This is a genomic window from Mesorhizobium sp. BR1-1-6 (genome assembly GCF_020165355.1).
GTDB lineage: Bacteria > Pseudomonadota > Alphaproteobacteria > Rhizobiales > Rhizobiaceae > Mesorhizobium.
On the sequence record NZ_JAIUHZ010000016.1, the window covers coordinates 69671 to 88254 of the forward strand.

The following is an 18584-nucleotide window of genomic DNA, read 5'->3' on the forward strand; positions in this document are numbered from 1 at the left end:
ATCGGAGCACCGGGACAGAAGCCTACTCGGCCTGGCGCCCCATGCGCCGCGCGGCATAGCGTTCGACCGCCGACAACCCATCATAGATCAGCACTGCCAAGGCGGCGACGATCAGGCCGCCCTGCAAGATGAAAGCGAGATTGTTGGACAAGAGCCCGGCAATGATCACCTCGCCCAATGTCTTCGCTGCAACCGTCGAGCCAATGGTGGCGGTGGCCAGGCTGATAACCACCGACAGCCTTATGCCGCCGAGGATGACCGGCGCGCTGAGCGGCAATTCGACCTTCAGCAGCCTTTGCCAACCGGTCATGCCGGCACCGCGCGCCGCTTCCATGACATTGCCGGGCAACGTCGTCAGGCCGGTCAGCGCGTTCTCGAAGATCGGCAGCAGACCATAGAGGAACAATGCGATCAGCGTCGGCTTCTCGCCGAACCCGACCGCCGGCACGGCAAGCGCCAGCACCGCCACCGGCGGGAAAGTCTGGCCGATATTGACCAGGCTGCGTGACAGCGGCAGGAATTCGGCGCCGGCAGGCCTGGTGACCAGGATGGCGAGCGCGACCGCCACGATGGTGGCGGCGAGCGTGGCGATCAGCACGGTGCGCAGGTGCAGCAGCATCAGCGTCAGCAGGCTACCCTGATTGTAGATCACCGGCGCGCCGTTCTCGGTCAGCGGCTTGAGCAGCGGCTCGAACCAGCCGGGGCTGGTGACGAAAGCGACCAGCAGCACCACCAGCGCAAGCCTGAGCAGCAACGGCAGCCAGGCTTTCATGCCGGCCTCGCCGCACGCTTCACCAAGCCGTCGATGGTAACGCGACCGAGTGGCTTGCCGTCGGCATCCTTGACCGGCAGCGCCGGACGGCCAGACCAGAGAAGTTCGGCCAGCGCGTCGCGCTGGCTGGCGTCGCCAGGAATCGCCTCACCTTCCGCCGCGCCCTTTTCGACTGCGTCGCGCACGCGGCCGAGCGACAGCAGCCGGAACGGTTTTTCGCTGGCGCCGACCAGGGTCTCGACGAAGCCGCTGGCCGGCCTCGCCAGTATCTCCGCCGGCCTGGCATATTGTACCAGCTTGCCGGCATCCATGACGGCGATCTTGTCGCCCATATGCACGGCCTCTTCCATGTCGTGGGTGACGAGGATGATGGTGGTGCCGAAGCGCCTCTGGATCGCAAGAAGGTCTTCCTGCGCCTTGGTGCGGATTATGGGGTCAAGCGCGCCGAACGGCTCGTCCATCAACAGCACGTTGGGTTCGGCCGCGAGCGCGCGGGCGACGCCGACGCGCTGCTGCTGGCCGCCGGAGAGCTCGTGCGGGTAGCGCGGGCCGTAGGCCTGAGGGTCGAGCTGATAGAGCGTCATCAGTTCGTCGACGCGCGCCTTGATGCGATCCTTATCCCAGCCAAGCAGCACCGGCACGGTGGCTATGTTCTGCGCCACAGTTCGGTGCGGGAACAGGCCGTGGCCCTGGATGGCGTAGCCGATGCTGCGCCGCAGCTCGTAGCCGGGCACCGAGCGGTTGTCGGCGCCGTCGAGCTTGATGACGCCGGAAGTCGGCTCGACCAGCCGGTTGATCATGCGAAGCAGCGTCGTCTTGCCGGAGCCCGAGGTGCCGACGATGACGCAAAGGGTGCGGGGCTCTATGATCATCGAGACTTCATCGACCACCGTGGTCGCATCGTAGCGCTTGGTAATGCCTTCGATCTCGATCATGCGGGGTCCGCCCTGCGCTTGGTTGAGGTCATTTCGATCACCGCGTCGAGAATGATGGCAGCAGCGAAGGCGAGCGCAACCGTCGGCACGGCGCCAAGCAGCACCAGGTCCATCGCGGTCTGGCCGACGCCCTGGAACACGAACACGCCGAAGCCGCCGCCGCCGATCAGGGCGGCGATGGTGGCGAGGCCGATGTTCTGCACAAGCACGATGCGGATACCGGTGAGGATCACTGGGAAGGCCAGCGGAAACTCGACGCCGAACAGGCGTTGGCGATCGGTCATGCCCATGCCGCGCGCCGCGTCATTGGCGGCACGCGGCACACCGGCAAGGCCGACCACGGTATTGGCGACGACCGGCAGCAGCGAATAGAGGAACAGCGCCACGAACGCAGGTGCCGTTCCGATGCCGCGGATACCGAGCGCGGCCGCTCCCGGCACATGCGCCGCCACCCAGCCGAGCGGTGCGATCAGCAGGCCGAACAGCGCGATCGAGGGAATGGTCTGGACGATGTTGAGCACGTTGAGCACGCCGGCGCGCAGGCGCTCGACGCGATGGCACAGGATGCCAAGCGGCAGGCCCAGTATCACCGCCGCCGCCAGCGAACCAAGCGCCAGCGTGACATGTTTGGCGCCCTCGGCCCAGAAACTGTCGGCACGGTTGAAATATTCCTTGAGGATCGAAAGGCTGTCCCAGGATCCCGATATGAGCAGCAGCCCGATGGCGAGCGCGGCAACGACAAGCACGCCGACACGTGACCAGGGAGACAGGTTCATTCTCGTCAGCACGTCGGCCAGCAGGAGGGTAAAGGCAAAGATCAGCAGCCAAAACCCGGAGGCCGGCGAAACGCGCGCGAAGGTATTGCCTGCCGGGGTCAGGAATGTCCCGGTGACGCCGATCAACAGCGCGAGAGCCGCCAGCGTGATCACGCTGGCGGCAAGGCGCAGGACGAGCGGCGTTTTCAGCAGCGCGACAAGCGCGGCTGCGACAACGATGGCCAAAAGCAGCGGGCCGGCCATTGCCGGAAGTGCCTCTACGATCGAGCGCGCCTGGCCGGGCACGATGCGATTGGCGCGGAACGTGGCGAAGGGTGCTACGAAAGCCGCATAGGCAGCGATCGCAGCGATGACCACGCCGAGCTTGTCGAAGCGGAGGGTCATGGCTGCCCCTCAAAGGGGGAAATCTGCCACGAGGTACACAGTTGGCTGGCGACTGGCGAAAGCCGACGCGATTTCCGATCTCCCCCCTTGCGGGGGAGATGGCCGGCAGGCCAGAGGGGGGTGTGAAGGATCGCCAACTTTCGAGCATCGGCTTGTTCGAAAACGGTCCTGTCCGAGCGCGCAGCTGTGACGAGTTGAGAGGTCGGCGGGACAGCACCCCCCTCTGTCCTGCCGGACATCTCCCCCGCAAGGGGGGAGATCGGCAGCTTCCAGAGGGGGGCGCCTCGCACCAGCATCACGGTCAGGTAAGCGCTGACTACTTCAAGAACCCATTCTTCTTCAAAAAGTCTTCCGCCACACCCTTGACCGGCTCTCCGCCGACCTGGACGCGGCCGTTGAGTTCCTGCAGCGTGATGAGGTCGAGCTTGGCGAAGACCGGCTTCAACAACGTCTCGATCTCGGGATGCTCCTTCAGCACCGCCTCGCGGATGATCGGCGCCGGCTGGTAGACCGGCTGCACGCCCTTGTCGTCGTCGAGCACGACCAGCCCGGAGGGCGCGATGCCGCCGTCAGTGCCGTAGACCATGGCGGCGTTGGCGCCATTGGTCTGGTTGGCTGCCGCCGCGATGGTCGCGGCCGTGTCGCCGCCGGAGAGCGTGATCAACTGGTCAGGCTTCAACGTGAAGCCGTAGGTGGTCTGGAACGCCGGCAGGGCCGCGGCTGAATTGACGAACTCGGCCGAGGCCGCGAGCACCACCTTGCCGCCGCCGGCGACATATTTGCCGAAGTCGGACAGGGTGGCGAGCTTATTGGTTTCGGCCACCTCCTTGCGCAGTGCGATCGCCCAGGTGTTGTTGGCCGGCGACGGCGACAGCCAGACGATCTTGTTGGCGTCGTAATCGAGCTTCTTGGCCGTCTCATAGGCCTTGGCGGCGTCCTTCCAGACCGGGTCGTCGGCCTTCTCGAAGAAGAAGGCGGCATTGCCGGTGTATTCGGGATAGATGTCGATCTCGCCGGCGGTGATCGCCTTGCGCACCACCGGCGTGCCGCCGAGCTGGATGCGGTCAGTGGTCTTGATGTTGTTGGCGTTGAGGACGAGCTGGATGATGTTGCCGAGCACGCCGCCCTCGGTGTCGATCTTCGAGGAGACGACCACCTGAGCATTCGCCGATGCTATCGCAATACCGAGCGCGAGCGCCGCGCCAGCCAGAAGCTTGATTGAAAACATTGTGAAAATCCCTTGCTGTGAACCGGAATTCGGTGCCGCATATGAGCACGGCTCCAACGTCTCGTCGGGGCACACGGTTTCATAACAAGTGGTACAGACGCAATATTTTTGTTCGGAAGGCCAATTGCGACGCGACGCTGGCGATCTGCTGCCATCTGGCGGATAATGCGGTGAGGGTGCGGGTGGCAAACACGGAGAGCGTGTCATGGCCATACACAAAGTCGGTTACCTCATCGGCAGTCTTGCCCGGGAATCCATCAACCGCAAGCTCGCGAAGGCGCTCGTTCAACTTGCCCCTCCCGAACTCGACATGACCGAAATCGCCTTCAAGGATCTGCCACTGTACAGCTACGACTATGACGCCGACTTCCCACCGGCAGCCCGGGATTTCAAAAAGGCGATCGCCTCCGTCCAGGCCGTATTGTTCGTCACCCCGGAGTACAACCGCTCGATCCCTGGAGGATTGAAGAACGCAATCGACTGGGCCAGTCGGCCCTACGGCAAGAATTCGTTCGCGCGCAAACCGTCAGCCGTCATCGGAACATCGCCGGGCGCCATCGCGACCGCCGTCGCCCAACAAAGCCTTCGAAGCGTTCTGAGTTTCTGCAATTCGCCCCAGATGAATGCGCCTGAAGCCTACATACAGTTCACGCCGGGGCTGATCACCGACGACGGCGAGGTGACGGTCGAATCCACTGAGGACTTCCTGCGCAACTACATGGCTGAGTTTCACATGTTCATAGCGCGAGTGCTTCAGGTTCTGCCGCCGGACGCATAAATTCAAATTGGGGCGTCAAGCCAGACGCAAGCTCGCCATCCTCAGCGCGCCGAGCGCGACGAAGCACAGCACGGTGACGGGAAAGATCATCCAGTTCAGCATGGTCCAGCCCCAGGCATTGTAGACCATGCCCGACATCAGCGAGGCGCAGGCCACGGAGCCGAACAGGACGAAGTCGTGGAACCCCTGCACCTTGCCCTTTTCGGAAGGCCGGTAGCTGGCCGCGACCATGGCCGTGGCGCCGATGAAGCCGAAATTCCAGCCGAGGCCGAGCAGGATCAGCGCCGTCCAGAATTGCCATAGCGCCAAGCCGGACAGCGCGACGACCGCACAGCCGATCAGCAGCAGGAGGCCGACCGCGACAATGCGTTCAGCACCGAAGCGATGGATCAGCGATCCGGTGAAGAAGCTCGGCCCGAACATTGCCATGACATGCCACGAAATGCCGAGCGTCGCATCGTCCTCCGACAGGCCGCAGCCGACCATGGCGAGCGGCGCGCCGGTCATGACGAAGCTCATCAGGGCATAGCTGCCGACCGCGCAGAAGAGTGCCGCGACGAAACGCGGCTGCGTGACGATCTCGGCCAAGGGCCGGGCATCGCTGCCGGCAATTTCCGTTCCGCCGGCGGCGGCCCTCGCCGGCAGGCGCAGCAATGACAGGATCGCCGCGCCGACGGCGGCTAGCACCAGGATGGATGCGAACGAACCGGCAAACATCACCGGTGCGAACAACTCGCGGGTGAAGATGACGATCTGCGGTCCCAGAATGGCGGTGATGATGCCGCCCGCCAGCACGAAGGAGATGGCGCGCGCCTTGAACTGCGGGGGCGCATTGTCGGCGGCGGCAAAGCGGAACTGCTGGACGAAGGCGCCACCGACACCGATCACTGTCAGGCCGAAGGCAAACAGCCAAAAACTGCCATGGAAGAGTGCCAGCGTCGCGACCAGACCGCCAAGCGCGGTGACGATCGTACCGGTCATGAAGCCGCCGCGCTGGCCCATGGCGCGGATGATGGCCGCCGCCGGCAGCGCACCGAGTGCCACGCCGAGATTGAAGCCGGTGATCGGCGCCGTCGCCAGCGACTTGTCCGGGCCGAGCAGATATTGACCGGCAAGCGCGCCCATGGAGATGGCGATGGGCGCTGCCGAACCGATGATCGCCTGCGAGGCGGCGAGGATCAACGCGGTGCGCCGCGCCTCCCTGGCCGCCTCGATGGCGACCGCCGTCATGAAGCGTCCTTGCCGCGTCCCTCGCCACGCACCCGACGGGAGACGCGATCGAGCACGGCGTTGACCAGCTTCGGCTCGTCTTCCTCGTAGAAAGCCTTGGCGATATCGACGTATTCGGAAACGATCACCGCCACCGGCACGTCTTCGCGCTTCATCAGTTCGTAGACACCGGCGCGCAGGATTGCGCGCAGTGTCGAATCGAGGCGCGACAGCGGCCAGTCATCGGTCAGCGCCTGGCGGATAACCGGATCGATGGTTTTCTGGTCCTCGACGACACCGGTGAGGATGGCGCGGAACCATTGGGCATCCGCCTCGCGGTAAAGCGCGCCATCGACTTCCTTGCCAAGGCGAAACGCTTCGTATTCGGCAGTGATCTCGAAGACGCCGCTGCCGGCGACATCCATCTGATAGAGGGCCTGCACGGCGGCAAGCCGCGCCGCGCCGCGCTTGTTGGCGTGTCGCACCGTGGGCTGTCCGGGCGAAGCGGGGTCGCTCACGATCGCGCTCCCAGTCGTTCCTTGAGCGCGATCATGGTCAGCGCCGCGCGCGCGGCAAAGCCACCCTTGTCGCCCTCCGAACGCTTGGCTCGCGTCCAGGCCTGCGCGTCGTTTTCCGTGGTCAGGATGCCGTTGCCGATACAGACCGAGTCCTGCACGGACAGGTCCATCAGTGCGCGGCTGGATTCATTGGCGACGATATCGAAGTGATAGGTGTCCCCGCGGACGACGGTGCCAAGCGCGACGAAGCCGTCATAATTCATGCCGCCTTCCGCCGCGCCGTCCAGCGCGAAGGTAATGACGGCGGGAATTTCGAGCGAACCTGGAACGGTGACGACGTCGTAGGTCGCACCCGCTTCGTCAAGCGCGCTCGTCGCGCCTTCGAGCAGCGCGTCGGCAAGATCGTCGTGGAAGCGTGCCTCGATAACGAGAAGGTGGGCCTTCTTCTTCGGGCGAATGAACGCTTTGCCGTGTTGGGATGTGCCAGCCATAAATGTCTCCGGGATCGCCGGTGACTTAGGCCGAAGCCGGATTGATCGCAAGCACAAGATTGCCTCATTGGGACGGGTACCGAGATCGGACAGTCTGTAGCGAGGCTTTGAGCCCAGGCAACAATGGCGTGGGCCACTACTCGGCCAGCATCTACATCGGCCACCCCAGCCGCGCTTGCACTTTGGAATTCCTGTTTTCCATCACCGCTAGTTCCTCATGAACAGCTCGGCGATGCTCAAAGCCCCTCTTTCGCCGCTTCCGCCAGGCGCGCCGCATAGCGGGCCATGGTATCGATCTCGAGATTGACGCGGTCGCCGACCTGGCGCTCACCCCAGGTGGTGACGGTCAGCGAATGGTGGATCAGAAGCACGTCGAAGCGGGTGCCTTCCACCTTGTTGACGGTGAGCGAGGTACCGTCGAGCGCGACGGAGCCTTTCGGCGCGATGAACTTCGCCAGCCCGCGCGGCGCTTCCAGCGTGAAGCGAACGGCGTCGCCTTCATCCTTGCGCTCGACGATCTCGGCCGTACCGTCGACATGGCCCGACACGATGTGGCCGCCAAGCTCGTCGCCGATCTTCAACGCCCGCTCCAGATTGATCCGCGTGCCTGACTTCCAGCCCATCGCCGTCGTCAGCCGGAGCGCCTCCTCCCAGGCCTCGACTTCGAACCAGCGCGCGTTCGAGCCGCTGTCGGGCAAGGCCGTCACGGTAAGGCAAACGCCGCCGCATGATATCGAGGCGCCGATGGCGATGGTTTCGGGATCATAGGCGGTGTCGATACGCAATCCCACGCCTTCCCGCAGCGGCTTGACGGCCGCGACGGTACCTATGTCTGTAACAATGCCGGTAAACATCGGTGTTGATCCTAAAAGTCTCTTATCCACTCGGCGTAGCTGTCCTCGCCGAACCGCATCTCGCGCAGTTTGCGAAATCCCGCTGGGACATGGTTGGCATCGATGGGCGATGCAATGCCCCCCTTGCCGATCGCCTCCGGCCCCCGGAACAGCACGATGCGGTCAACCAGGCCTTCCGACAGGAAGGCGCTGGCCACCCTGGCTCCACCTTCGACCAGCACGCTGGCCATACCGAGCGCGGCAAGATCCTCGAGCAGTTCCGGCAGCGCCACGCCGCCTGCATGCGTCTCGGTGCCGATGAAACGCACGCCGGCGCGTTCGAGCGTTGCCCGCCGCAGAGGATCGGCTTCCAGGCAAGCCGCGACGTAGAGCGGCACCCGGTCGACACCGGACACCAGTTTCGAAGTCTCAGGCAGCCTGATCTGCCTGTCGAGCACAATGCGCGCCGGCGACCGGTTCTCCAATCCCGGCAGACGCACCGTCAGCGCCGGGTCGTCTTCCAGCGCCGTGCCAATGCCGACCAGGATGGCATCAGCCTCGGCGCGCATCAAATAGACTTCGCGGCGCGCAATGTCGCCTGTGATCGACACCTGCCCAGCCCCCTCCATGCCGATCTTGCCGTCGCTGGAAAGCGCTAGCTTGAGAGTCACTTCCGGCCGTTTCCTAAGCGATCGAATGAGATAGCCGGCCATCTGCTCGGCGGCCTCCGTCGCCAGGACATTCTCCACAACCTCGACGCCCGCGGTGCGCAGGATCGCGTAGCCTTGGCCCGACACGCGCGGATCGGGGTCGCTGGCGGCGCCAACGACGCGCGCGATGCCGGCATTGACCAGAGCGTTGGCGCAAGGCGGCGTGCGTCCGTGATGCGCGCAAGGCTCCAGCGTGACGTAGGCGGTGGCGCCGCGCGCCAGTTCGCCCGCTTCGGTGAGCGCCTCGGTCTCGGCATGCGGGCGGCCGCCGACAGCGGTGACGCCGGTGCCGACAATCATCGGGCCCAAGCCATCGTCGCGCACGATGAGTGTACCAACGGAAGGATTGGTTGAGGTCCGGCCCGCATTCCTGCGCGACAGTCTGAGTGCGGCTGCCATGAAACGGCGGTCAAGGGCTGCCTGTCCGGCCTCGCTGCGTTCCGCCATGCTCAGCCAGCGTCCTCTTCGCTCTTGTCCTCGTCGCCTTTCAATTCCCCCAGCAGCTCATGGAAATCCTTGGCCTCGCGGAAATTGCGGTAGACCGAGGCGAAGCGGACGTAGGCGACGTCGTCGAGCGACTTCAGCGCTTCCATGACCAGCCGCCCAACCTCGCCCGAGGCCACTTCGGTCTCGCCGGAGCTTTCCAGCTGGCGCACGATGCCGGTCACGGCACGATCGATGCGCTCGGGATCGACATTGCGCTTGCGCACCGCGATCTCGACGGAGCGCAAGAGCTTGTCGCGGTCGAAAGGCACTTTTCGCCCCGACTTCTTGACCACGACGAGATCGCGCAACTGCACGCGCTCGAAGGTGGTGAAACGGCCGCCGCAATCGGGGCAGACGCGACGCCTGCGGATCGCCGCGCCATCCTCGGCGGGGCGCGAATCCTTCACCTGCGTATCTTCGGACTGGCAATAGGGACAGCGCATTGAGAGCCTTGGGTTCACGAATCTGGTGAGGCGAAAAGGCTTAGAGCCTTTTGCCACGATGGCAAGGCACGCAGACCCTTTCGCGTCAGAGATAGCGAGCCGCGAGGCAGATTGCCAGCACCCGCCTTCGCGCGCTTGGCTAGGGTGCAACGTCCTTGGTCGGAAAGCCGCATGATGTGCCGAGGTTGCGGTAGGCCTTGGTGAAGCCGTCCATCGGAATGCTGGCGAAAGCCTCTTTGCCGAAAGCGACATCGAGCGAGGTGACTTTGCGCATGGCTCGCAAGAGCGCGAGACTGGTCTTGGGCTGGTTGTCGACCGTCCAGCTGGGACGGCCGTTCACGGCATCGTTCGAATAGACGGTGGCGGAAACCTTGACGCCAGGATCACCAAAAGTCGCGGCGATCTTCTTGCCAGTGGGCAGGTTCCGGTTGTCGACAATAAGCATGATGGCCGGGTAGGCGTCCGGCGGCATGGCGTCGCCGTTCGAGATCGACAGCGTCAGCGTGCCCGAATTGCCGCTGGCATCGAAAAAGGCAGTCGAAGCGGCACAGGTCTTGCGCGCATCCTGCCCGGTGTCGAGCGTATCGACGATGGTTGTCCATCTGCCGAACGTAGCGGTGGCGGGCATTTCTGGGGCGGGTTGGGTCTGCGCAAGGGCAGCGCCGGGCAATGTCAGGAAAACGGCCAGCAAGCCATGGGCGCCAAGGATGGCGGGACGGAAATTACGCATCGTCTGGTCTCCAGTTCGGCGCGTCGACCGATCGGGGGTCGGCGCGCCGCTGGCGGATAAGAGATGACGCGTGGCGCGAGGTCAACCGAGATAAGGGTAGAGCGGGAATCGATCGGTCAGCGCCACGACCTTGGCCTTGACCGCGGCCTCGACCGAGGCATTGCCCTCATCGGAATTGGCGGCCTTGAGGCCATCCAGCACCTCGGCGATCAGCTTGCCTATTTCGCGGAACTCGGCCTGGCCGAAGCCGCGCGTTGTGCCGGCGGGCGTGCCGAGCCGCACGCCGGAGGTGACAAAGGGCTTTTCCGGGTCGAAGGGGATGCCGTTCTTGTTGCAAGTGATGTTGGCGCGCCCAAGCGCTGCCTCGGCGCGCTTGCCGGTGGCATTCTTGGGGCGCAGGTCGACCAGCATCAGGTGGTTGTCGGTGCCGCCCGACACGATGTCGAGGCCAGTCTCCTGTAGGCTGGACGCCAGCGCCTTGGCGTTGGCGGCGACGCTCTCGGCATAGAGCTTGAAGCTCGGCTTCAGCGCCTCGCCGAAGGCAACCGCCTTGGCGGCGATGACATGCATCAGCGGTCCGCCCTGCAGGCCGGGGAACACCGCCGAGTTCATCTTCTTGGCGATCTCCTCGTCGTTACACAGGATCATGCCGCCGCGCGGGCCGCGCAGCGACTTGTGCGTGGTGGTCGTCACCACATGGGCATGCGGCAGCGGAGAGGGATGCACGCCGCCTGCGACGAGGCCGGCGATGTGGGCCATATCAACCATGAGGTAGGCGCCGACCGCATCGGCGATCTCGCGAAAGCGTTTCCAGTCCCAGATGCGCGAATAGGCGGTGCCGCCGGCCAGGATCAGCTTCGGCTTCGTCTCATGCGCCGTCTTCTCGATGGCGTCCATGTCGAGCAGGTGGTCGTCCTTACGCACGCCGTAGGACACGACCTTGAACCATTTGCCGCTCATGTTGACTGGCGAGCCGTGCGTCAAATGCCCGCCGGAATTGAGGTCGAGGCCCATGAAGGTGTCTCCCGGCTGCAGGAGGGCCAGGAATACCGCCTGGTTCATCTGGCTGCCGGAATTGGGCTGCACGTTGGCGAAGTTGCAGCCGAACAGTTTTTTCGCGCGCTCGATCGCCAGCTCCTCGGCGACGTCCACGAACTGGCAGCCGCCATAGTAGCGCTTGCCCGGATAGCCCTCGGCGTATTTGTTGGTCATGATCGAACCCTGCGCTTCGAGCACGGCGCGCGAGACGATGTTCTCAGACGCGATCAGTTCGATCTCGTGGCGCTGGCGTCCGAGTTCGTTGCGGATGGCGCCGAAAATTTCCGGATCGGCATCTTCCAGCGTGGTTTCGAAGAAGGATTCGAATTTGTTCGACGCTGCCGCTGCTGTTGCCATGGCCTGAATTCCTTAGGTCCGGAGGTCGGTTTTGTCTTGCGCATGCCGTTGTCCCAAACCGCTGCACATTTTTGTGTGAGAGGATTGGGTTCGCCGCGCCATTAACACAGTTGTTTTCGCCTCGCCACGTTTGCGGCGCGAAATTTGCTGGCCGGATTGCGGCAAGCAGAGCGGCGAACCGTTATTTCCTGTCGCGCCGCTGCTTCAGAAGAGCCTCGGTCAAGGTGATCTCGGAAAACAGCGCCCGCATCGTATGGTCATTGATCTCGCGGCTGAGAAACATGGCGCGTAGCGCGGCGCGCTCGGCTGCTATGCCGGCCGCCCTGAGTTCAAGCTCCAGACGGCTCGCCTCGCGCGCCTCGGCACGCGCTTCGTCGGCCTCGTCGGAGGCGGCGATGCGGCGCCGGTAGCCGGCGACGATGCTGTCGGCAACGGCGAGCCGTGCCTCGACGGCCCCGCCCTCGCCTGCCTCATTGGCGATGCTCTCGATCCTGGCGATCGCCGCATTGGCTGCGCCGACCCGCGCCCGGCGCTCCTCGGCCGCTGCCGGGTCCTCGCCCGGTTCGACCAGCCCGCGAGCGATCTTCGGCAGCGCGAGGCTGGCGATGGCCAGCGAGCAGATGATGACCCCGGCGGCGAGGAAGATCACCACGTCGCGGGCCGGGAACGGCGAGCCGTCCTGCAAGGTGAGCGGCAGCGACAGGATACCGGCCAACGTGATCGCTCCGCGCACGCCGGCGACCGATCCGGCGAGCCGCACGCGCAGGCCGAACGGCTCGGCCTTTCGCTTGCCGAGCCGCGCCGCCATGGCGCCCGCCATGTCGCCGATCCATATCCACAGGAAACGCAGGCCGATCAGGCAGAGCGTCAGCAGCAGGACTGTCAGCACCGGCTCGATGATCCAGTGCCGGCTAGACAACTCCGGCGGCACCTTACGGATGATATCGGGAAATTGCAGGCCAAGCAGGATGAAGAGCGCGCCGTTGAAGACGAAGGACAGCGTCGACCACAGCGACATCGTCTGCATGCGCGCCGAGACACCGAGAAAGCGGAACATGCCGGAAACTCCGGTCAACAGGCCGGCGGTGACCGCCGCCAGGATGCCCGAGGCGCCGATATGCTCGGCGCCGAGATAGGAGACGAAAGGCACCAGGATCATGATCAGAACCTGCGCCTCCGCCGGCACGCCGCCGATGCGGTTGAGCAGTTGCAGCGCCTTGGCGGCAACGAACAGCGCCGCCATGCCGGCGAGAATGCCGGCAGCCACGGCATAGAGAAAGCTCAGCGGGGCCGCGGCGAAGGAAAAGCTGCCGGTCAATGCCGCCGCCACGGCAAAGCGGAACATGACTAGGCCCGAGGCGTCGTTGAGCAGCGACTCGCCTTCCAATATATGCATCAGCCGCGCCGGAACGATGTTCCTGTCGACTATGGAAGACACCGCCACCGCGTCAGTCGGCGACAGCACCGCGGCGAGCGCGAAAGCGACGACGAGCGGGATGCTGGGCACCAGCCAATGCAAGGCGTAGCCAAATCCGACAATGGTGAAGAAGACCAGTCCGATGGCAAGGTCGAGGATGGGGCCACGCAAGGCGACAAGCTCGCGCTTGGGCGCAGCAAAGGCATCGGCGAACAGAAGCGGCGGAATGAATACGAGCAGGAACAGTTCCGGATCGATCTCGACATGCAGCCCGCGCGCCGGCCAGGCCAGCGCAGCACCCATAGCGATCTGCAGCACGGGCAGCGGCAGCCGCACCAGCCGCACCAATGCACCGGAAAGCGCCACCAGGACGAGCACTACGAGGATGAAGACGGCAACTTGCATGGTCCGATTTCCGGCAGTTTTGCCGACCATGCGCAATCGCCCGCGCTTCGTCCAGCCGGAGCGCGCCTACGCAGAGTTGGAGGTCAGCGGCGGTGTGAATGGCCTGGCGGCGACGACAGAAAAGGCCGCTCAAGAGCGGCCTTTTCCCTGAATAATCAATTGCTTAGAGCGACGAAGTGATCTGTAGCTCGTTGTTTCCGTCGAGGCCATATATGTCGTCGCGGAACTGGACGACGCCGGGGCCCGTCGACCAGGCCGAGAGATAGAGGAAATGCACCGGCACCGGGTTGGTGACCTGGACCGGCGTGTTTTCGCCGGTCTTGATCGCAGCCTCGAAATGCTGACGGTCCCAGCCGGGCGTGTCGCGCAGGATCCAAGTGACGAGGTCGCGCACGTTTTGCACGCGTACGCAACCCGAGGAATCGAAGCGCATCATCTTGCCGAACAGGCTCTGCTGCGGCGTATCGTGCATGTAGACGCCGTCCGGGCTCGGGAAATTGATCTTCACCGACGCCATGGCGTTGTCCGAACCGGGATCCTGGCGGAAACGGTACTTGGCCGCGTCGTCGGTCGACCAGTCCACATTCATCGGATCGACTTCGCTGCCATCTGGCGCAAACAGGCGAATATGGCTGTTCTTGAGATAATCGGGGTCCTTGCGCATCAATGGGATGATGTCCTTGCGCACGATCGACACCGGCGCGTTCCAATATGGATTGACGATGATCTCGTTGATCTTGGAATTGACGATCGGTGTCTGGCGATCGATCTTGCCGACGATCGCGGTATGGCGAAGCACGACGCGATCGTTCTCGACCGCCTCGACCTGCGCTGCCGGAATATCGACCAGCACATAACGGCTGCCAAGCGTGCCCGCCTTCTCCTTCAATCGCTGGAGATTGGTTTGCAACTGGCCGAGCCGGATCTGCGCCGAAACGTTCATCGCCGCGTAGGTATATTTGCCCAGCGCCCCGTCGGCCGGCAGGCCGTGGCGCAATTGGAAGCGCTTGACCGCCGAGTCGACATAGGAATCGAAGGCCGTCGAGATGCCGGCGCTCTGCGACAGGTCGCCGGCGACCATCAGGCGCTTGCGCAGCGGCACGACATCGGGATCGTCGACGCCGAGCTGCAGTTTCTTGGTCGCGGGAACCTCGACCCAGCCGCCCTGCCCGACAATGTTCTGGTACTGCGCCACAGCCTGCTCGGTGAAGGCGACGGTCTGCGGGCTGAAGATCGGCAGCGTCGAGGCCACCTTGCCGCCTGCGCTGGCGCGGGCGTCGAACTGATCGTCCCAGTTGCCGCGCGCCGAGGACTTCAGGATGTCCCCGATCACGTCCTGCGCGCTGGCGCGGCCGGCAACAACGGCGGCTGCGAGCGCGGAGGCTCCGGAAAGGAAGAAACGGCGGCTGGTTCTCATGGACGTTCCAGACATTTGTAGCAGTTCGAACACTTGCTGCGTTGATCATCGGGCGATCTCGCCCGCACTCTAAAATTGGCAATCTTAACAATTAGCCAACCATGGTCCGCATCACCTCGGTGTGAAAACGCGCAAGGCTACGCGGCTGCGGGTGAACTCATGGTCTTCACCACAGCATCACTGCCATCTTCGGTTCCATTGGAATATGGCGGCAACGTGGCCTTGGGCCCCAATTTGCTTCGGCCAGCGCAACGAAAAGAAAAGACCGATGCTTTTCGGCACCGGCCCTGACTGGAGGTCGCTGTTGCGGCCGCGCTTCTGTGGCGCGGCTTCTGATTGGGGATGTGGCTTACATCCGGTAAGCGATGGTGTCGTTCCAGAAGCGGTCGAGGCGCTGGAGGGCGCGGTTCATCTGCTTGAATTCGTCGGTGTTGATGCCGCCGACCTGCTCGATCGAGCCGACATGGCGCTCATAGAGACCGGCGACCACGTCCGCCACCTCGTTACCCTTCGGCGTCAGCGAGACGCGGACCGAACGACGGTCGATGCGCGAGCGCTGGTGGTTGATGAAGCCGAGATCGACAAGCTTCTTGAGATTGTAGGAGACGTTCGAGCCGAGATAGTAGCCCCGCGAGCGCAACTCGCCGGCAGTCAGCTCCGAATTGCCGATGTTGAAGAGCAGCAGCGCCTGGATGGCGTTGATGTCGGAACGGCCATTGCGGTCGAACTCGTCCTTGATCACGTCGAGCAGACGGCGGTGCAGGCGCTCGACCAGTTGGAGCGATTCCATGTACAGGGAACGGATTGCCTCGCGGCGATCGTCGGAAACGTTGGCGGTCTTTGCCGCCGGACGCGAATTGATCATTGTCTTTGCCTCTCGTTTGTCGCCCTGGTGATTTTTTGTTTTTCACCTTGATCGCGACACTATCGAATACTCATAAAATTCGACTTAAACGCCAAGGCTAACAAGAGCTTACCGGTAATAGGTTTCGCAAGACGCTTAACGAACGGTCACTCGAGCAAGGATAATTAACCTAAAGATTTAGCCAATGATTTCAGGGCGAAATCCGATCCGCCGGATCGCCGGCGGCGCGTGCCGGCTTCAGGTCCGGGGCGACCGCTTCTGCAGATAGATGACGAGGCGGAAAACGACATAGAGCAGCGCCACCCCCGCATGCGAGACGACGATGAGCGGGCGGTGGCCGAAGAGTTCGGGAAAGCCGGCATACATGACGATCTCCGTCGCGGCGCAGATGAACCAAATCACCGGCCCCCAGGAAGCCAGCATCCATAGGCCGGCTGCGGCAAAGGGAAAAAACACGGCGAGCATCACCGCTGTCACCTGCCAGTGGACCGGCATCAGGTCGAAGCGCCACAGCGAGCCGGGATAGAAGCCGATAAGCCTGATCCAGTACAGGATACCGAACAGCAGGCAGTATCCTGATATGATTCGCTGGAACCAGGCGAAGATAACCTCCACCCCTGAAGGCTGAAGCACGACGCGTCTGGACGTCACCTCACTCATAGCGCGAGTTCCCGTTCACCGAGCGAGGAAAAATAGGCATCGACATCCGCGTCGTCGACCGCATCGAGGGTTGCCGGCAGCCATTGCGGCTTGGAACCCTTTTCGATGATGGTGGCGCGTATGCCTTCGTAGAAATCGTGGCCCGCGAGCATCCGGTTGAGGATGCGGAACTCCATCTTCATGCATTGATCCATCGGCAGCGTCAGGCCGGCAGTGATCTGGCGCCAGGCGACACGAAGGCTGGTCGGCGAGCGCGTCAGGATCGTCGCCAGCGTCCTTGCCGCAAACTCATCGCTCCCTGCCGCCTGCTCCAGGCTGCCGATGATATCGGCAAGCGACGCCTGCGCGAAGTGATGGGCGATCGCCTCCAGCACCTGCCTGTCCGTCTCGCGCTTCGCCGGGATGAAGAAGCCGCGCAGCACCGATTCGGGATCGCCGGTGGCGGCGAGTTGGTCGAGAAAGCCAGCCTGGTCCTGCGCCTTGATCGTATGCGTGGCCAGCCCGGACCACAACGCGTCGCCATAGCGGATACGATTGCCGGTCAGCGCCAGGTACATGCCGAAGGAACCGCCAAGATCGGGCAGCAGATGGCTGGCGCCGACATCCGGGAAAAAGCCGATACCCACCTCCGGCATGGCGAACTGCGCATTTTCCGTCATCACCCGGTGCGATCCATGAAAGGAGATGCCGACGCCGCCGCCCATGACGATGCCGTCGATCAGCGCCACATAAGGTTTTTTGAAACGCGCGATCTGGGCGTTCAGCCGATACTCGTCGGCGAAGAACTCGACAGGCGGCTTACCGGCCCGGCCGGCCTCATAGATGTGGAGAATGTCGCCCCCGGCCGAAAACGCCCTACCCTCGGCCTTGACGACGACGACGTCGACGCTCCAGTCCCGCTCCCAAGCGTGCAATGCCTTGGCGAGTGCATTGACCATGCCGTGCGTGACCGCATTGAGTGCCCGCGGCCGCGTCAACGTGACGATGCCGGCCCGGCCCAGATGTTCGAAGCGGATCTCGTCGCCTCCGCCAAAATCCATCGTGAAAGAATCCCTCCCCCGCTCCGCCGGGACTGAAGTGCTAAAGCGTGGCCCATGGCCGCGTCAATGCCGGCATGCCGGCAGCGCGTCTTGGCTCGTGCCGGAGCCTAGTGCTAAAAGAGCCGTTGTCGCCGCAACGCCGGGAACCGCACGGCGACTGCGCAGCTGTAGCGGGTTTCCAATGGGGTGTTGCTCATGGCTGGATTTGCGCGCCTCGTGCCGATGACGATCGGGCTGATCGTCATTTGCCTGGCTTTGCAACCGACCCTGGCGGCAAGCCTCGCCGATCTTTACCAGTCGCAGACCATCGTCAACGGTCGGTACGAGAAGAACCGCCAGGCCGGCTTCAAACGTTGCCTCGACGCGGTTCTGGTCCGGGTTTCCGGCGACCAGCGCCTGCCGGCGAAACCGGAGATGGCGGCGCTGCGCGACAAGGCCGGCAGCTTCGTGACGGCCTTTCGCTACCGCGATCGCATGGAAGGCATTCCCAACCATGACGATCAGGGCACGTATGATCGGCCTCACAACCTCTACTGCCAGTACAGCCCGGCGATGATCGATCCGGTGCTGGCTTCGCTCGGCAGCAGGCCATGGCTGACCGAAAGGCCACGGCTGGCGGTGTTCTTGTCGACCGAGCGCGGCGTCAGGCATTTCGCGCTCGATGCCGATGACGAGCGCGGCGTGCTGATGCGCGAGTCGTTCGGCAATGCCGCCGCGCCGATCGCCATGCAGGTAACCTTCCCCACGGCAGCGCTGCTGTCGAAGGCGGGGCTGGACGACAGGATCATGCGCGACGCCGACATGGCGAAGCTGGACACGGTTGCGAAAATGGCCGGCGCCGACCAAGCGCTTTCCGGCAGCATCGTCTGGAGCGACAAGGAGTTGGGCTGGATCGCCGACTGGCGGCTGGGGAAGGCCGGCAAGACCTACGCCTGGCAAGTGCGCGGCGTCGGCTTCGACGAGGCGTTCCGTGTCGGCATGCGCGGTGCGGCGCAGATCCTTTCGGGCAACGGGAAACCCGAATAAGGACCCGACCGGATTGCTGGCACAAACGTGTCGCATTGGTCAGCACCACGGGTGCGTGATAAAAGC

At 63.8% G+C, this 18584-nt stretch carries 20 protein-coding genes; 2 read left to right on the plus strand and 18 right to left on the minus strand.

Annotated features, from left to right (window positions below; all coding sequences use genetic code 11):
- Nucleotides 1-22: 22 nt before the first annotated feature.
- From LB545_RS23805 to LB545_RS23825, 5 genes are all read right to left on the minus strand, one after another.
- Nucleotides 23-772: an ABC transporter permease gene (locus LB545_RS23805; RefSeq protein WP_140494023.1), complete on the minus strand. Its 750-nt coding sequence runs from the start codon at nucleotides 770-772 to the stop codon at nucleotides 23-25.
- On the minus strand, nucleotides 769-1707 hold the full coding sequence (locus LB545_RS23810; RefSeq protein WP_140665445.1) for an ABC transporter ATP-binding protein: 939 nt from the start codon (nucleotides 1705-1707) through the stop codon (nucleotides 769-771). The genes LB545_RS23805 and LB545_RS23810 overlap by 4 nt, the downstream gene beginning before the upstream one ends.
- On the minus strand, nucleotides 1704-2867 hold the full coding sequence (locus LB545_RS23815; RefSeq protein ID WP_140556991.1) for an ABC transporter permease: 1164 nt from the start codon (nucleotides 2865-2867) through the stop codon (nucleotides 1704-1706). The genes LB545_RS23810 and LB545_RS23815 overlap by 4 nt, the downstream gene beginning before the upstream one ends.
- Before the next feature lie 316 nt (nucleotides 2868-3183).
- The gene (locus LB545_RS23820; RefSeq protein ID WP_140556993.1) at nucleotides 3184-4095 is read right to left on the minus strand and encodes an ABC transporter substrate-binding protein; all 912 of its coding nucleotides are present in this window, start codon (nucleotides 4093-4095) and stop codon (nucleotides 3184-3186) included.
- A gap of 79 nt (nucleotides 4096-4174) precedes the next feature.
- Nucleotides 4175-4384: a hypothetical protein gene (locus tag LB545_RS23825; RefSeq protein ID WP_181165181.1), complete on the minus strand. Its 210-nt coding sequence runs from the start codon at nucleotides 4382-4384 to the stop codon at nucleotides 4175-4177.
- Between LB545_RS23825 and LB545_RS23830 the strand changes: the two genes are divergently transcribed.
- Nucleotides 4301-4873 (plus strand): NADPH-dependent FMN reductase, encoded by a 573-nt coding sequence (locus LB545_RS23830; protein WP_140494031.1) that lies wholly within the window; start codon nucleotides 4301-4303, stop codon nucleotides 4871-4873. The genes LB545_RS23825 and LB545_RS23830 overlap by 84 nt on opposite strands.
- A 15-nt stretch (nucleotides 4874-4888) precedes the next feature.
- Here LB545_RS23830 and LB545_RS23835 read toward each other — a convergent pair whose 3' ends face one another.
- From LB545_RS23835 to LB545_RS23895, 13 genes are all read right to left on the minus strand, one after another.
- The gene (locus LB545_RS23835) at nucleotides 4889-6103 is read right to left on the minus strand and encodes an MFS transporter (protein ID WP_140880501.1); all 1215 of its coding nucleotides are present in this window, start codon (nucleotides 6101-6103) and stop codon (nucleotides 4889-4891) included.
- Nucleotides 6100-6600: a transcription antitermination factor NusB gene (gene nusB, locus LB545_RS23840; RefSeq protein WP_140494035.1), complete on the minus strand. Its 501-nt coding sequence runs from the start codon at nucleotides 6598-6600 to the stop codon at nucleotides 6100-6102. Before nusB ends, LB545_RS23835 begins: the two co-directional genes overlap by 4 nt.
- On the minus strand, nucleotides 6597-7091 hold the full coding sequence (ribH, locus tag LB545_RS23845; protein WP_140494037.1) for a 6,7-dimethyl-8-ribityllumazine synthase: 495 nt from the start codon (nucleotides 7089-7091) through the stop codon (nucleotides 6597-6599). Before ribH ends, nusB begins: the two co-directional genes overlap by 4 nt.
- A 236-nt stretch (nucleotides 7092-7327) precedes the next feature.
- Nucleotides 7328-7945, minus strand: a complete 618-nt coding sequence (locus LB545_RS23850; protein WP_140515697.1) for a riboflavin synthase — start codon at nucleotides 7943-7945, stop codon at nucleotides 7328-7330.
- An 11-nt stretch (nucleotides 7946-7956) separates the two neighbouring features.
- A complete protein-coding gene (gene ribD / locus LB545_RS23855; RefSeq protein ID WP_411971090.1) occupies nucleotides 7957-9081 on the minus strand; it encodes a bifunctional diaminohydroxyphosphoribosylaminopyrimidine deaminase/5-amino-6-(5-phosphoribosylamino)uracil reductase RibD in 1125 nt (374 codons plus the stop codon).
- Nucleotides 9082-9083: 2 nt separating this feature from the next.
- Complete coding sequence (nrdR, locus tag LB545_RS23860) at nucleotides 9084-9563, minus strand: transcriptional regulator NrdR (RefSeq protein ID WP_010915593.1); 480 nt, start codon at nucleotides 9561-9563, stop codon at nucleotides 9084-9086.
- Between the two features lie 139 nt (nucleotides 9564-9702).
- The gene (locus LB545_RS23865; RefSeq protein ID WP_140728258.1) at nucleotides 9703-10293 is read right to left on the minus strand and encodes a hypothetical protein; all 591 of its coding nucleotides are present in this window, start codon (nucleotides 10291-10293) and stop codon (nucleotides 9703-9705) included.
- An 81-nt stretch (nucleotides 10294-10374) separates the two neighbouring features.
- A complete protein-coding gene (gene glyA, locus LB545_RS23870; RefSeq protein ID WP_140494046.1) occupies nucleotides 10375-11688 on the minus strand; it encodes a serine hydroxymethyltransferase in 1314 nt (437 codons plus the stop codon).
- A gap of 181 nt (nucleotides 11689-11869) precedes the next feature.
- Entirely contained in the window at nucleotides 11870-13510 is a 1641-nt protein-coding gene (locus LB545_RS23875; RefSeq protein WP_224705944.1) for a Na+/H+ antiporter, read from the minus strand.
- A gap of 163 nt (nucleotides 13511-13673) precedes the next feature.
- The gene (locus tag LB545_RS23880) at nucleotides 13674-14927 is read right to left on the minus strand and encodes a murein L,D-transpeptidase (RefSeq protein WP_140494050.1); all 1254 of its coding nucleotides are present in this window, start codon (nucleotides 14925-14927) and stop codon (nucleotides 13674-13676) included.
- 349 nt (nucleotides 14928-15276) lie between these two features.
- Nucleotides 15277-15792 carry a transcriptional regulator LdtR gene (ldtR, locus tag LB545_RS23885; RefSeq protein WP_013896002.1) on the minus strand — a complete coding sequence of 172 codons (516 nt, stop codon included), beginning with the start codon at nucleotides 15790-15792 and terminating at the stop codon, nucleotides 15277-15279.
- A gap of 237 nt (nucleotides 15793-16029) precedes the next feature.
- Nucleotides 16030-16452 carry a DUF6163 family protein gene (locus LB545_RS23890; RefSeq protein ID WP_140665439.1) on the minus strand — a complete coding sequence of 141 codons (423 nt, stop codon included), beginning with the start codon at nucleotides 16450-16452 and terminating at the stop codon, nucleotides 16030-16032.
- Complete coding sequence (locus tag LB545_RS23895; protein WP_140521769.1) at nucleotides 16449-17492, minus strand: enoyl-CoA hydratase/isomerase family protein; 1044 nt, start codon at nucleotides 17490-17492, stop codon at nucleotides 16449-16451. Before LB545_RS23895 ends, LB545_RS23890 begins: the two co-directional genes overlap by 4 nt.
- 195 nt (nucleotides 17493-17687) lie before the next feature.
- Between LB545_RS23895 and LB545_RS23900 the strand changes: the two genes are divergently transcribed.
- Nucleotides 17688-18518: a DUF2066 domain-containing protein gene (locus LB545_RS23900; RefSeq protein ID WP_140560571.1), complete on the plus strand. Its 831-nt coding sequence runs from the start codon at nucleotides 17688-17690 to the stop codon at nucleotides 18516-18518.
- The last annotated feature ends 66 nt before the right edge of the window (nucleotides 18519-18584 follow it).

Bases quoted from the DNA above. Each gene is read 5' to 3' on its own strand.
- LB545_RS23805 (WP_140494023.1), bottom strand. From the start codon at position 772: ATGAAAGCCTGGCTGCCGTTGCTGCTCAGGCTTGCGCTGGTGGTGCTG.
- LB545_RS23810 (WP_140665445.1), bottom strand. From the start codon at position 1,707: ATGATCGAGATCGAAGGCATTACCAAGCGCTACGATGCGACCACGGTG.
- LB545_RS23815 (WP_140556991.1), bottom strand. From the start codon at position 2,867: ATGACCCTCCGCTTCGACAAGCTCGGCGTGGTCATCGCTGCGATCGCT.
- LB545_RS23820 (WP_140556993.1), bottom strand. From the start codon at position 4,095: ATGTTTTCAATCAAGCTTCTGGCTGGCGCGGCGCTCGCGCTCGGTATT.
- LB545_RS23830 (WP_140494031.1), top strand. From the start codon at position 4,301: ATGGCCATACACAAAGTCGGTTACCTCATCGGCAGTCTTGCCCGGGAA.
- LB545_RS23835 (WP_140880501.1), bottom strand. From the start codon at position 6,103: ATGACGGCGGTCGCCATCGAGGCGGCCAGGGAGGCGCGGCGCACCGCG.
- ribH (WP_140494037.1), bottom strand. From the start codon at position 7,091: ATGGCTGGCACATCCCAACACGGCAAAGCGTTCATTCGCCCGAAGAAG.
- LB545_RS23850 (WP_140515697.1), bottom strand. From the start codon at position 7,945: ATGTTTACCGGCATTGTTACAGACATAGGTACCGTCGCGGCCGTCAAG.
- ribD (WP_411971090.1), bottom strand. From the start codon at position 9,081: ATGGCGGAACGCAGCGAGGCCGGACAGGCAGCCCTTGACCGCCGTTTC.
- nrdR (WP_010915593.1), bottom strand. From the start codon at position 9,563: ATGCGCTGTCCCTATTGCCAGTCCGAAGATACGCAGGTGAAGGATTCG.
- LB545_RS23865 (WP_140728258.1), bottom strand. From the start codon at position 10,293: ATGCGTAATTTCCGTCCCGCCATCCTTGGCGCCCATGGCTTGCTGGCC.
- glyA (WP_140494046.1), bottom strand. From the start codon at position 11,688: ATGGCAACAGCAGCGGCAGCGTCGAACAAATTCGAATCCTTCTTCGAA.
- LB545_RS23875 (WP_224705944.1), bottom strand. From the start codon at position 13,510: ATGCAAGTTGCCGTCTTCATCCTCGTAGTGCTCGTCCTGGTGGCGCTT.
- LB545_RS23880 (WP_140494050.1), bottom strand. From the start codon at position 14,927: ATGAGAACCAGCCGCCGTTTCTTCCTTTCCGGAGCCTCCGCGCTCGCA.
- ldtR (WP_013896002.1), bottom strand. From the start codon at position 15,792: ATGATCAATTCGCGTCCGGCGGCAAAGACCGCCAACGTTTCCGACGAT.
- LB545_RS23890 (WP_140665439.1), bottom strand. From the start codon at position 16,452: ATGAGTGAGGTGACGTCCAGACGCGTCGTGCTTCAGCCTTCAGGGGTG.
- LB545_RS23895 (WP_140521769.1), bottom strand. From the start codon at position 17,492: ATGGATTTTGGCGGAGGCGACGAGATCCGCTTCGAACATCTGGGCCGG.
- LB545_RS23900 (WP_140560571.1), top strand. From the start codon at position 17,688: ATGGCTGGATTTGCGCGCCTCGTGCCGATGACGATCGGGCTGATCGTC.